Source organism: Trinickia sp. (genome assembly GCF_057351765.1).
In genome coordinates, this window is the sequence record NZ_JBMRBK010000072.1 from 21,131 (window position 1) to 33,823 (window position 12,693).

The window sequence follows — 12,693 nt, forward strand, 5'->3', positions numbered from 1 at the left end:
ATGAACTATCACTTCGATTTCGGCTTTCTGGCCGGGAGCTTCGGCAAGCTGCTGGAAGGTTTGAGGGTCACGCTCGAGCTTGCCATCGCGGCCAACGTCATGGGGGTGGTGCTCGGCTTCCTGCTGTGTCTCGTCGTCATGAGCCGCTGGTCGTTCGTGCGCTGGCCCGCTCAGCTCTTCATCGAATTTTTCCGCTGCACACCGGCGCTGCTGCAAATCGTCTGGTTCTTCTACTGCATTCCGATGATCGTCGATGTCTTCATCGATCCGATCACGATGGGCGTGCTCGCGCTCGGTCTCAATCTCACCGCGTTCAATGCCGAGGCATATCGCGCGGGCATTCAGTCGGTTCCGAAGGAGCATCTCGACGCTTGCGTCGCACTCGGGCTGAAACCGTGGCAGCGCACTGTTTATGTCGTGCTGCCGCAGGCACTGCGCAGTGCGATGCCGGTGCTGATGACCAATGGAATCGGCACGCTCCAGCAAAGCGCGCTCGTTGCAATCGTTGCGGTGGCGGATCTGATGTACGTCGCGAAAAGCCTCGCGACCGAAGCGTACCGGCCGCTCGAGACCTACTCGGTCGTGGCGTTGATCTATTTTGCCCTTTCCTTGCCGGTGGCGCGGCTCGTGCACATGATCGAGCGTCGGCAGGACGCAGCGATCCAGCGTTGAGGAGCGGAATATGCATCTCGATTTCTCGCTCGTTCCGCCGTATTGGGCGGTGTTGCTGAAGGGCCTCGGGTTGACGCTCGCATTCACGAGCGCGTGCGCGATCGTCGGCAGTCTCGGCGGCTTCGTGCTGAGCCTGCTGCGGATGTCGCCTTCTCGCTGGATGAAGGCCGTGACGACGTTCTATGTCGAGTTCTTCCGCGGCACGCCGCTGCTGATTCAGCTGTTCTGGGTGTTTTTCTGTTTCCCCGTCGTTTTCCGGCTGCCGATTCCGCCGTATCTGTCGGTGCTGATCTCGCTGACACTCTATATGGTTGCGATCACGAGCGAGACGTTTCGCGGCGCGCTGAAGTCGATCTCGTCCGAGCAGCACGATGCCTGCATTGCATTGAGTCTCACGCCGCACGTGAAGATTCTCTATGTGATTTTTCCGCAGGCGCTGCTGCGCGCAATTCCGCCGCTGCTATCGAATGTCGTGAGCCTGTTCAAGGAAAGCGCGCTCATTTCGTCGGTCGGCATTGCGGATCTCATGTTCGTCGGCCAGAACATCTCGAACAGCACGGCGCACCCGGTCGAATTTCTGACGACCGTCGCGCTCGTCTACTTCGTCGTGGCATTCCCGCTGACGCGTCTCGTCGGCGTCGTGGAATCGCGCTTGCTCAGGCGCTTCGCCTATTAATTCCTCTCGTTATCCGGAGAAACTCGCATGCAACTGAAAGGCATCCTTCCCGCTCTTGTCACACCGTTCAATGCAGCGGGCGCGGTCGATCACCAAACGCTCGCCGATATCCTCGAGTTTCAGCTCGCGGTCGGCGTCAAGGGTTTCGTTCCGCTCGGGTCGACGGGAGAGTATTACGCGCTCACGAACGAAGAGCGTCGAGCCGTCCTGAAGACGGTGCGTGAAGTCGTCGGTAATCGCGGTACGCTGATCGCCGGTGCAAACGGCTCGTCGACGCGCGAAGTCATCGAGCAGGTCATGCAGACGCGCGATGCGGGCTATACCAACATATTGATCGCGCCGCCGTACTACGCGCTGCCCTCGCAAGATGAGCTGATCGGCCACTATCAGGCGATTCTCGATACAGCGACGGACATCAACGTGATTCTGTACAACTACCCGGTTCGGACGAACGTCGAAGTGGGTTTTGGTGTGCTCGAGGCGTTCAAGGATCACCCGCGCGTGATCGGCATCAAGGAAAGCAGCGGTAACTTGCTGCGCGCCATCCAGATCGGCACCCAGTACAAGGACGACTATCAGCTGTCGTGCGGCTCCGACGATCAGGCTCTGGACTTTTTTCTGTGGGGTGCGAGCAGCTGGATCTGCGGACCGGCAAACTGTTTTGCGAAGCAAGTCGTCGACTTCTACGACAAGTTCACGGCCGGCGATATTCGCGGCGCGCAGGCGGTCATGTGCTCGTTGTTCCCGGTGATGGCCAGCATGGAAGCCGGCAAGTTCATTCAGAAGGTCAAGTACGGCTGCGAGCTGGCAGGCTTCAAGGTCGGCAACGCGCGTATGCCGTTGCAGCCGCTCACCGATGAGGAGAAGGGCGAATTTCGCGCAGTGTTCGAGGCGTCGCGGGCGTGATCGAGCGGCAGCGCGGGCGATGGCATCGGTGCAGCCTTATGCGCATGATCTTTCCTTGCAGGAGTTCGTCAATTGAACGCCATTCCTCGTGATCGCGCTGATTTCTCCCGGGCAGCGGTCAAGCCGGGCGCCGCCGTCGTGATCGGCGGCGGGATAGTAGGCGTATGTTGCGCGCTGTACCTGCAGCGCAACGGGCATGCCGTCACGTTGATCGATCCGGCTGCACCCGGCGACAGCACTGCGAAGTGGAGCTGCGGTCAAATGGCGGTGAGTGAAGTGATTCCGCTATCCAAACCCGGCATCCTGATGAAGGTGCCGGGCTGGTTGATGGATCAGGAGGGACCGCTGGCGTTGCGGCCGCGCGCGTTGCCCGGCATTTTGCCGTGGTTCTTGCGATTCGTCCTGTGCGCGCGCCATTCGAAGATCGTCGATATCGCGAAGGCGATGGCAACACTCACACACGACGTCTACGCGGACTTCGCTCCGCTCATCGATGCCTGCGAAGACAAGACGCTGATGGGCGAACAGCCGATCATCGAAGTATTCGATACGCCGGCGGGCCTCGAGCACGAGCGGCCGCATCTGGAGCTGCGCGCCTCGCTCGGCTTCGCATCCCAGCGGCTGAACGCAGCGGAGATCGGCGATCTCGAACCGGCGCTGGCTGGCCGCTTCTCTCATGGCATCCTGTTTCCCGATTGGCGCGCGGTGAGCGATACAGAAGGCTTTATCGCCGCGCTGACCGCCAGTTTCGTCGCACAGGGCGGACGCCGCGTTCGCACGGAAGCGACGCGTATCGATGAGTCGTCCGGGCATGCGACCGGCGTCACGCTTGCCAACGGCGAACGCGTTGCGGCCAGTCACGTCGTCGTTGCGGCCGGGACCGGCTCCCGCCGTTTCTTCGATGCGCTGGGCGTGCGTGTGCCGCTGGAAGGCATCGCCGGATATCAGGCGTTGCTACCAGAGCCGGGCGTCGATATTCGCCATTCCGTCATTTATGCGGACGGCGGCTTCTGTTTCAGCCCGATGACGCGAGGCTTGCAGATTGGAGGCACGATCGAGTTCGCCGGCCGCAACGCGAAGCCGAACTTCAAGCGGGCCGAGATCATCCTCGCAAAGGCTCGGCGGGTCCTGCCAGAACTGCGTACGGACAGGCTCGAATACGGTGTCGGCTATCGCCCGTTCCTGCCGGATACGAAGCCCGTCATCGATGGATCGCGCCGCCTGCCGAATGTCTTCATGGCATTTGGGCATGGGCAGCTCGGTTTGACGCTCGGTGCGACTACGGGGCGGCTGATTGCCGATCTGGTTGCAGGCCGCCCCACCAAACAGGACCTGGCGCCGTTCAGCGCCTATCGGTTCGCTTGAAAAGAGACATTCATGAAATCGTACGACCGACTATTCATCGACGGCGAATGGGTAAAGCCTGTCGAGGGTGGCACATTCCAAACCGTCAATCCGAGCGACGAAACCGTTCTCGCTGATGTGGCGGCCGCGACGGCCGAGGATGTCGACCTCGCGGTGGGCGCCGCGCGCGAGGCTTTCGACGAAGGTCCCTGGCCGCGCATGAGCGGAGCCGAGCGGGGCGCGATATTGAGGAAAATCGCGGCAGGAATCCGCGAGCGCCTGGACGAGCTGGCTCAAATCGAAGTCCGGGACAACGGCAAACCGTTACCCGAAGCGCTGTGGGATCTCGGCGATGCGGCCGGCTGCTTCGAGTTCTATGCCGGTCTGGCGGAAGCGCTCGATGCCAATGCCGAAAAGCCGGTCGCGCTCGCCGACGGTCGTTTCAGCTCGATCGCGCGAAAGGAGCCGATTGGTGTGGCCGGCGCAATCATCCCGTGGAATTTCCCGATGCTGATGGCCGCCTGGAAGGTTGCGCCCGCTCTTGCGGCGGGGTGCACGATGGTGCTCAAGCCGTCGGAGCTCACACCGCTGACGGCACTCGAATTGGCGGGCATCGCGTCGAAGGCAGGGCTGCCGCGCGGCGTGCTGAATGTCGTGACCGGGCTCGGGCAAGATGCGGGCGCGCCGCTCGCTGAACATCCGGGCGTCGACAAGCTCGCGTTCACAGGCAGCGTGCCGACAGGCAGCCGCATCATGCAGTCCGCGGCGCGCGACATCAAGAACGTGAGCCTCGAGTTGGGCGGCAAGTCGCCGTTCATCGTATTCGACGATAGCGATATCGAAGCCGCCGTCGAGTGGATCATGTTCGGCATTTTCTGGAATCAGGGCGAAGTTTGCTCGGCTACGTCACGCGTGCTCGTGCAACGCAAGCTCTACGCGCCGTTGCTCGAACGCCTGACCGAGCAAGCGCGAAAGATCACCATTGGCGATGGCCTTCAGCAAGACGTGCTGCTCGGGCCGCTCGTCTCCCGGGGGCAATACGATAAGGTGCGCGAGGCAATCGCGCGCGGCGAAGCCGAAGGCGCGCGACGCCTGACGGGCGGCGAACGCCCGGCGCATCTGGCCAAAGGCTACTTCATCGAGCCCGTGGTGTTGGCCGATGTGTCCGAGGACAGCTGGATCTGGCGCGAAGAGATCTTCGGTCCTGTCGTCTGCGTGCGGCCGTTCGACGATGAAGCCGAGGCCGTCCGGAGTGCGAACGATTCCCGCTTTGGCCTCGCGGCGGCGGTCATGTCGAGCGATCTCGCGCGCTGCGAGCGCGTCGCACGCCTCATGCGTGCCGGTATCGTCTGGATCAACTGCTCGCAGCCCACGTTCACCGAGGCACCGTGGGGCGGCTACAAGCAAAGCGGCATAGGCCGCGAACTGGGCGAGTGGGGCTTGAACAACTACCTCGAAATCAAGCAGATTACGCGTTATGAAAGCGACCAGCCATGGGGTTGGTACATCAAGTCCGAACGGAGCGAATGATGAATTGGGAACGCTCGCTGGATCTGCTCGAGGTGCATTGCCAGGGCGAGATCGGCAAAGTCATCGTCGGCGGCGCACCCGAGATTCCGGGCGCGACCCTGCTGGACAAGATGAATCACATCAACACGGTCGACGACAGCCTGCGCCGCTTCGTCACGTTCGAGCCGCGCGCGAACGCCGCGATGTCCGTCAATCTGCTCGTCGCGCCGACCCGTCCGGACGCCGACGCCGGCTTCATCGTATTGCAGGCCGACCGTGCGCATCCGATGTCGGGCAGCAACTGCATCTGCGTCGTCACGGCGCTGCTCGAAAGCGGACGCGTGCCGATGCAGGAGCCGGAGGCGGTGGTCCGGCTCGATACGCCGGCGGGCCTCATCGTCGCGCGGGCGGCTTGCCGTAATGGTCGGTGCCTTTCGGTCAGCCTCGACAACGTGCCGTGCTTCGCCGAGTTACTGGACCGGCCGATCGAGACGCCACGCTGGGGGCGTATCGAAGTCGATGTCGCGTTCGGTGGCGTCTATTACGCGCTGGTCGATGCGCAGCAGATCGGGCTCGATATCGTGCCAGGCAACGCGCGCGCCCTGGCCGAGGCAGGCATCGAACTGAAAGCGCTGCTTGCGGGCCAGATCGAGGTGCGGCACCCGACACTGACGGGCGTCGACGAAATCGCCTACGTCATGTTTCGCGGCCGCGAGCCTGATGGTGCCGTGCGCACCTGTACGACGCTCAAGCCGGGCCGCGTCGATCGTTCGCCATGCGGTACCGGCAGCTCGGCGAACCTCGCGACATTGTTCGCGCGTGGGGCTATCGCGGTCGGAGACCGCCGTACGTCGCGCTCGATCATCGGCGGCGAATTTGTCGCGGAAGCGATCGGCGAAACCGAAGTGGGCGGTCGCCGCGCGATATTGCCGCGTATCACGGGACGGGCATTCGTCTATGGCCGGGAACAGCTCCGGTGGTCCGACGATGACCCGTTTCCGGATGGATTCGCGCTGTCCGACACCTGGGGGCCGCAGGTTCATTTGCTGGCGTAAGGGCGAACGCGATGGCTATCGACGGCGCATCGCGGCTACATCGGACCCGGCTCCGAGTCACTGTCGAGTTTGTGCAGTGCTACACTGAAACGCATGCTGGATCAGCGGATCGATGATGGAGAGACGGGTGTGACGAGCAAAGCGACGAAGGAAGCGGAAGGTGGCGTGCGCCGGCACGGCGGGCGGTACGTCTATGAAGAACTGCGCAAGCAGATTCTGACGCTCAAGCTCAAGCCGGGCGCCCAGCTGGATGAGATCTCTCTGGCCGAGCAGTTCGGCTTGTCGCGCTCGCCCGTGCGCGATGCGCTGGCCCGATTGATCAGCGAAGGGCTCGTCACGATTTTGCCGAACCGAACGACGCTCGTGACGCCGTTCGAAATCGAGGAGTTTCCGAAGTACATTTCGGCGTTGGATCTCATGCAGCGGGCCGTGACGCGATTGGCCGCGACGCAGCGGACCGAAGCGGATCTGGGCAAAATCCGCAAGGCTGACGATGTCTACATGGAAGCGGTCGAAAGCGGTGATTTCCAGGCGATGTCGGAGACGAACAAAGCGTTTCATATGGCTATCGCGCACGCGGCAAACAATCCGTATTTTGTCGGCTACTACGAACGGCTACTCGGCGAAGGACAGCGGCTGCTGCATTTGCATTTCGATTTCACGGTCAACTCGCCCACGGCCTCGAAGCTCGATCGGGACCATAACGAGATGATCGAGGCCATCGCGAGGCGCGACGCGGACGCTGCCGAAAAAGCCGCGCACGAGCACACGATGTTGTTTCAGAAGCGGTTCCTCGACTATATGCGGCAGAACATGACCGAATCGATGGCCATCGTGTAGCGATTCAACGAATCGGCCTTGGCGGGAGGCATCGTCCGCTTTCGGTCCCCGAACGCTATGCCGCAAGCCCACGGATGAACTCCCACAGCTCGGGCACATCGGATGTCGCCGCATTGAATCTGAACCAGGCCGATTCGGCCTCGGCCGGGCGGAAATACGATCCGGGTGCGAGCCAGATTCCCTTGGTCAGCGCTTCGGTCGCAACGGCCAAACTCTCGTCGGGCCGGATGGGCAGCTTCGCCCACAGGAAAAGCCCGGCGTTGGGGGTATGAAAGATTTCGAGCCCTGAGCTCAGCATCGATTCGGCCACGCTCGCATGCGCATTGAACAGCCGCTCGCGTATATGAGCCGTGTGACGATCGTAGTGTCCTTCGATCAGCACATTGGCCACCATTCTTTCCGTGACTTCGGAAGACGTCAGCCCCACGACCATCTTCGTCAGTGCGAGCTTTGAAATGAGCTCGCGGTTGGCGGCGATGTAGCCGACGCGCGCAGCCGGCGTAATCGTCTTCGAGAATCCCGACAGATAGATCACGCGCCGCAATCCTTCCATCGCGGCGAGACACGGCGCGCCGGGCGGCGCGAGTTCGCGCGAGATGTCGTCTTCGACGACCCATAAACCTTCGCGATCGGCGATCTGCAGCAAGCGGAACGCGGATGCCGCGCTGAGCGACGTGCCCGATGGGTTTTGCAGCGCCGTGTTGACGAATATGCCTTTGGGGCGATGCTCGCGGATAACGGTTTCGAGTTCTTCCGTATCGATGCCTTCCGCCGTGCGGGTCACGCTGACCACATTGATGAACGCGACCTTCAGGATCTGCAGCAAATTGCAGTAGCAAGGATCCTCGACGACGACGGTATCGCCCGGCTGCAGCAACGTCCGTACGATCAGGTCCAGCCCCTGCGTGACGCCTTGTGTCAGCAGGACGTCCGCAGTGCCGACGGACAGCGAATAGCGGCGCAACGATCCGCTGATGTATTCGCGAAGGGCGCCCAGACCATAAGGATGCCCGTAACCGCCGATGCGCGCGCCCGGCGTGCGGCTCACCACACGCAGCGCATGCTGCAGACCGCTCTCGTTGACCCAATCGTTCGGTATCCAGCCGCTGCCGGCCTTGATCGGTATCGATTGATCGGCGAAAACATCCGAGAGCAACCAGGCTCCGTTCAGGCTCGGCGCATGCCATGCCGGCGCGGCGGGCGCCCGACCCACCGGGGTTGCGACGCGGTAGCCCGCGCCTGCGCGCGCCACGATCAAACCGAGCGAGACGAGCCGCTGATACGCTTCGGATACCGTATAGGTGCTGAGGTTGTACGACTTGGCGAGCGCGCGTACCGACGGGAGCGCAGTGCCCGCGGGGTAGGTGGCGTTCTTGAGTTCCTGCCTGACCGACGAAACGATCTGCTCGACCAGCGTACCTTCGTCTTTCCGGGACCGGGATAAATTCAGCTTGAACATTTCAATACAGTCGGGACGAAAAAACCAGTACGGTCTGAGTATTCGTTTTTTGCTGTCCAGTGATTGTAGCCTGCACAGTCGCTAAAGTCGGTCGCACATCGATGGAGACATAGAATGAGCGCAATGGAAAACCCGAATCTTTCCAATTTCTGGATGCCCTTTACGGCAAATCGCCAATTCAAGACCGCGCCGCGTCTGTTCAAGGCCGCCAAGGGCATGTACTACACGACGGTCGACGATCGCTTCGTGCTCGACGCAACGGCGGGGCTGTGGTGCGTGAATGCGGGGCACGGTCGCGCCGAAATCACCGAAGCGGTCTCCCGCCAGTTGGCGACGATGGACTACGCGCCGACGTTCCAGATGGGCCATCCGCTCGCGTTCGAAGCGGCATCGAAAGTGGCCGACTTCATGCCGGCCGGCCTGGACCGGATTTTCTTCACCAATTCGGGTTCCGAATCGGTCGATACGGCCCTGAAAATCGCGCTCGCCTATCACCGTGCGCGCGGCGAAGGTCAGCGCACCCGCTTCATCGGGCGCGAACGCGGTTATCACGGCGTCGGCTTCGGCGGCATTTCGGTTGGAGGTATCGCGCCCAACCGCAAGGCGTTCTCCGGCAATCTGATGCCGCATGTCGATCATTTGCCGCACACGCTCAATATCGCAGAATGCGCCTTCACCCGCGGCCAGCCGACCTGGGGTGCGCATCTCGCCGACGAACTGGAGCGGCTCGTTACGCTGCACGATGCCTCGACGATTGCGGCTGTCATCGTGGAGCCGCTCGCCGGATCGACCGGCGTGCTGGTGCCGCCCAAAGGCTACCTGCAACGGCTGCGCGACATTTGTACCAAGTACGGCATCCTGCTCATCTTCGACGAGGTCATCACGGGCTTCGGCCGTCTTGGCGCGCCAACCGCGAGCGAATACTTCGGCGTGACACCAGATCTGCTGACGATGGCCAAGGCGATCAACAACGCGGCGATCCCGATGGGTGCCGTTGCGGCGAGCCGTGCCGTTCACGACGCGGTGATCAATGCCGGGGCCGCCAATGCGATCGAGTTTTTCCACGGCTACACCTACTCGGCCCATCCGTCGGCGGCGGCCGCCGCGATCGCCACGCTGGACATTTACAAGCGTGAGCGGCTCTTCGAGCGCGCGAAGGAATTGTCGGGCGCGTTCGAGGATGCGGTGCACGAATTGCGCAACTCGCCGCACGTCAAGGACATCCGCAACCTTGGCCTGGTCGCCGGAATCGAACTCGAATCGCGGGCGGATGCGCCAGGGGCGCGCGCTTACGACGTTTTCGTGAAGTGCTTCGAAGCCGGCGTGCTCGTCCGTTATACAGGCGATATCCTGGCTTTCTCGCCGCCGTTGATCGTCGACGAGCGGCAGATCGACCAGATCTTTTCGACGGTTGGTGACGCGCTGCGCCAGGTCGGCTGATCGAAAATGGGCCGCCGTGCGCGGCCCGTATCGTCGCTACCTTTCCCGGGACCAGGCAACGCCGGCTGCGCGCAGCGATGCGGCAGCCGCTTGGGCTCGGGCGATGTTCTTGTTGTACGACAGCAGGTTGCGCGGGTCGAATTCGGACTTGAGCGCGCACAGGCGTTGCCATTTCTCGGGAGAGCCGTAGAGGTTGCGTAACCATTCGGCGCCACGGTCGGTCGACAAATTGACGTACCCGGTTCGCAGCGAATACGGGTTCAGTGCGTTCATCACACCGTCCACCCAACCCTCGTACTGCGCGTCTTCATCGGGCGTGTCCCATTGCCCTAGCACTTCCCAGAGCCAATAGGCACCTTCGCGCGAGTACGCCATCGCATCCTCGCCAACGTCGAAGTTCGCGCCACCCAGACAAGGAAAAGCAATCGCGACGCTCGGGCCGGGCCCGGTCGGTGCCGGCGCGCGCGATACGAGATCGACGGCAGTCTGGGCGATCTCGGGGGTGATCGCCGCCAGGTATCCGCCGCGGCTATGCTGGCGGCGGCCCGGCGGTGCCAACACATCGAGGAGCGAATTCGCTTCCAGCCACGACGATGGGCGAACCATGTCGGCAAGCGGGCGTGCCAACGGCCGCACTCCTGTGAGCGCTTCTTCATACTTCGCCGATTCGCCTGTGTAGACCACGATCAGCACGAAGATCGGTACCCCGATCATATGCGGAGGCAGCCCGGGTAGCGGTGGCGCCGGCAGAATCACAGGGTACAGCGTAAGCTCGCGCGGGGCGGCGAGCATGACTTCGTCGATTCGGCCGAGGATGGGCACCGCAGCCTCGATGGGATAGACGATCAGCCCGCTCGCGATCTCGGGTCCTACCTTGTGCGCCCGATAGGTGAACGACGTGGCGATTGCGAGATTGTGCCCGGCGCCGCGCAGTCCCCAGAACAGTTCCGGGTTTTCTTTCGCCGACGCGCTCAGCCTGCGGCCGTCGACGGTCACGACATCGACCGAGAGAAGATTGTCGACTGTCATGCCGAATCGCCGCGTCAGGTAGCCGATACCTCCGCCCAGTGTCAGGCCAGCCGCGCCGGTGGTCGAAACGGTACCAGAGGGCACGACGTACCCGTGTCGTTGCGTCGCCGCGTCCATCTCGCCGAGCAGCACTCCCGCTTCGATCGTCGTGACGCCGGTCTGTGGATCGACCTCGATGTGCTTCATCAACGACATATCGATGACAAATGCATCGTGCGGCATCGCGTGCCCGTCGATCGCATGCCCGCCGCTGCGAATGGCGATCGGTTCGCCGCGCCCGGCGCAGTACTCGACCGCCATCACGATGTCCTCGATATCGCGGCAGCGCGCGATCAGCGCAGGCTGACGCGTCGCATATCGAGCGTTGGGTAGCGCCCGGGCCTCGGCATATCCCGGGTCGCCCGGACGCAAGACGACACCTTTGAAGCCCGCGGGAGGGAAGTCTGAAAACGTCTTCGAAGACATGGGTCGAGTCATTGAACGATCCGAGCGGGCAGCGATTTGATCAGGGCGGTCTCCGAACCGGCAAATTCGTGCTTGACCGCATCGGGTGCTATGAGCTCGATGTCCGGCAGCCTCCGCAACAGCGCACCTAGCGCCACGTTCATCTCCATGCGAGCCATCGGCTGACCCATGCAGGCGTGTATCCCGAAACCGAAGGTCAGCAATCGGTTACTGCCGAGGTCGCGATCGAGATCGAATGTATCGGGGTCCCGGAACACCTTCGGATCGCGATTGGCGGCCGCCCACATCAGTTGCACCGAGCTGCCGGCCGGGATATCGACGCCACCTACCGTCACATCTCGGGTAGTCATCCGATAGATGCCGAAAAAAGGTGTATGCAGCCGCATCGATTCCTCAACCGCGAATGGGATGAGGAAGGGATCTTCGATCAACCGGCTTCGTATGGCAGGGGAGCGCAGCACTTCCCATAAAAGGCTTGTCAGCCCACTGACCGTTGTGCCGTGGCCCGCGTTCAGAAGACTGTTCATCGTCGCGCCCACTTCCATCGCGGTCAGCGGCCGGTCGCCCAGCCGCGCATGCGCCAGCTTGGTCAGGAAGTCATCGCGCGGTTCCTGGAGCCGCGCATGAACCTCTTCGAGACCAAACTCGGCAAACGCCTGGAAGGCCGCGGCTGCTCTATGAGGGTCTCCAGAAGCAGCATGCAGTTCGACCGTATAGCGTCGGACTTCGCTGCGCTTGGTCTTGTCGAAGCCGATCAGATGACACAGCGCGAGCAACGGAACCTGCTCCGCGAAATCCGCTTGCAGATCGAATGTCCCGCGCCGAGCGACGTCGTCGAGTAGTTCTTCCACGTCCTCCCGTACAGCCGCTTCGTGAAGCGTTGCCGTATCGGGGTTCAATACCTCCGCAAATAATTTGCGCCACGACGCATGTTCGGGCGGATCGTATTCGATCGGCGGAAATCTTGGCCGCTCGGCCAGCGGGCGCAGCACCTGTGGGCCGGAACGGTAGGTTTCCCAATCGATGTGCGCTGCCTTGACGTCGGCGTGGTCGAGAAACACATAGTGGCCCCCTTGCGTGTCGCTCCAGAACACGGAGCGTCCGGACGCCCGGGCTTCACGAAATAATGCCAATGCTTCGTCGGGCGTCGTTTCATAGGTGCTGAAGCCCGCGAGGCGCTGATCGAGGCTGTATGACGATGTCTGCGCCATGAAATCGCTCCTGTCCAGTCGACTTGCACTGTATCTCCATGGTCGGGAATTGCACGCGCGCGCAATCGTAGCTTGCGGCTCGCCGCG

At 62.3% G+C, this 12,693-nt stretch carries 11 protein-coding genes; 8 read left to right on the top strand and 3 right to left on the bottom strand.

Going from position 1 to position 12,693, the window contains the following annotated elements:
- The 7 genes from ACO1XS_RS19840 to ACO1XS_RS19870 all read left to right on the top strand — a co-directional run bounded on the left by ACO1XS_RS19840 (position 1) and on the right by ACO1XS_RS19870 (position 7,002).
- Entirely contained in the window at positions 1–672 is a 672-nt protein-coding gene (locus ACO1XS_RS19840; protein ID WP_331572637.1) for an amino acid ABC transporter permease, read from the top strand.
- Between the two features lie 10 nt (positions 673–682).
- Positions 683–1,348, top strand: a complete 666-nt coding sequence (locus ACO1XS_RS19845) for an amino acid ABC transporter permease (protein ID WP_331572639.1) — start codon at positions 683–685, stop codon at positions 1,346–1,348.
- A 27-nt stretch (positions 1,349–1,375) separates the two neighbouring features.
- Positions 1,376–2,254, top strand: a complete 879-nt coding sequence (locus ACO1XS_RS19850; RefSeq protein WP_331572641.1) for a dihydrodipicolinate synthase family protein — start codon at positions 1,376–1,378, stop codon at positions 2,252–2,254.
- A gap of 72 nt (positions 2,255–2,326) precedes the next feature.
- A complete protein-coding gene (locus tag ACO1XS_RS19855; protein ID WP_486391486.1) occupies positions 2,327–3,619 on the top strand; it encodes an NAD(P)/FAD-dependent oxidoreductase in 1,293 nt (430 codons plus the stop codon).
- Between the two features lie 12 nt (positions 3,620–3,631).
- Complete coding sequence (locus tag ACO1XS_RS19860) at positions 3,632–5,128, top strand: aldehyde dehydrogenase family protein (RefSeq protein ID WP_486391487.1); 1,497 nt, start codon at positions 3,632–3,634, stop codon at positions 5,126–5,128.
- Entirely contained in the window at positions 5,125–6,162 is a 1,038-nt protein-coding gene (locus tag ACO1XS_RS19865; RefSeq protein WP_331572647.1) for a proline racemase family protein, read from the top strand. The genes ACO1XS_RS19860 and ACO1XS_RS19865 overlap by 4 nt, the downstream gene beginning before the upstream one ends.
- Positions 6,163–6,291: 129 nt before the next feature.
- Positions 6,292–7,002, top strand: coding sequence for a GntR family transcriptional regulator (locus ACO1XS_RS19870; protein WP_331572649.1), 711 nt, complete (start codon positions 6,292–6,294; stop codon positions 7,000–7,002).
- Positions 7,003–7,057: 55 nt separating this feature from the next.
- On the opposite strand, the gene ACO1XS_RS19875 is transcribed toward ACO1XS_RS19870, so the two are convergent.
- The gene (locus ACO1XS_RS19875) at positions 7,058–8,461 is read right to left on the bottom strand and encodes an aminotransferase-like domain-containing protein (RefSeq protein WP_486391488.1); all 1,404 of its coding nucleotides are present in this window, start codon (positions 8,459–8,461) and stop codon (positions 7,058–7,060) included.
- A 114-nt stretch (positions 8,462–8,575) separates the two neighbouring features.
- On the opposite strand from ACO1XS_RS19875, the gene aptA reads away from it, so the two are divergent.
- Positions 8,576–9,901 carry an omega-aminotransferase AptA gene (gene aptA, locus ACO1XS_RS19880; protein ID WP_486391489.1) on the top strand — a complete coding sequence of 442 codons (1,326 nt, stop codon included), beginning with the start codon at positions 8,576–8,578 and terminating at the stop codon, positions 9,899–9,901.
- A gap of 36 nt (positions 9,902–9,937) precedes the next feature.
- On the opposite strand, the gene ACO1XS_RS19885 is transcribed toward aptA, so the two are convergent.
- Positions 9,938–11,395 carry an FAD-binding oxidoreductase gene (locus ACO1XS_RS19885; protein WP_331572656.1) on the bottom strand — a complete coding sequence of 486 codons (1,458 nt, stop codon included), beginning with the start codon at positions 11,393–11,395 and terminating at the stop codon, positions 9,938–9,940.
- A gap of 8 nt (positions 11,396–11,403) precedes the next feature.
- Positions 11,404–12,606: a cytochrome P450 gene (locus tag ACO1XS_RS19890; RefSeq protein WP_486391490.1), complete on the bottom strand. Its 1,203-nt coding sequence runs from the start codon at positions 12,604–12,606 to the stop codon at positions 11,404–11,406.
- Between the last annotated feature and the right edge of the window lie 87 nt (positions 12,607–12,693).

Coding starts and splice junctions, on each gene's coding strand:
- ACO1XS_RS19840 (WP_331572637.1), top strand. CDS start 1: ATGAACTATCACTTCGATTTCGGCTTTCTGGCCGGGAGCTTCGGCAAG.
- ACO1XS_RS19845 (WP_331572639.1), top strand. CDS start 683: ATGCATCTCGATTTCTCGCTCGTTCCGCCGTATTGGGCGGTGTTGCTG.
- ACO1XS_RS19850 (WP_331572641.1), top strand. CDS start 1,376: ATGCAACTGAAAGGCATCCTTCCCGCTCTTGTCACACCGTTCAATGCA.
- ACO1XS_RS19860 (WP_486391487.1), top strand. CDS start 3,632: ATGAAATCGTACGACCGACTATTCATCGACGGCGAATGGGTAAAGCCT.
- ACO1XS_RS19865 (WP_331572647.1), top strand. CDS start 5,125: ATGATGAATTGGGAACGCTCGCTGGATCTGCTCGAGGTGCATTGCCAG.
- ACO1XS_RS19875 (WP_486391488.1), bottom strand. CDS start 8,461: ATGTTCAAGCTGAATTTATCCCGGTCCCGGAAAGACGAAGGTACGCTG.
- aptA (WP_486391489.1), top strand. CDS start 8,576: ATGAGCGCAATGGAAAACCCGAATCTTTCCAATTTCTGGATGCCCTTT.
- ACO1XS_RS19885 (WP_331572656.1), bottom strand. CDS start 11,395: ATGTCTTCGAAGACGTTTTCAGACTTCCCTCCCGCGGGCTTCAAAGGT.
- ACO1XS_RS19890 (WP_486391490.1), bottom strand. CDS start 12,606: ATGGCGCAGACATCGTCATACAGCCTCGATCAGCGCCTCGCGGGCTTC.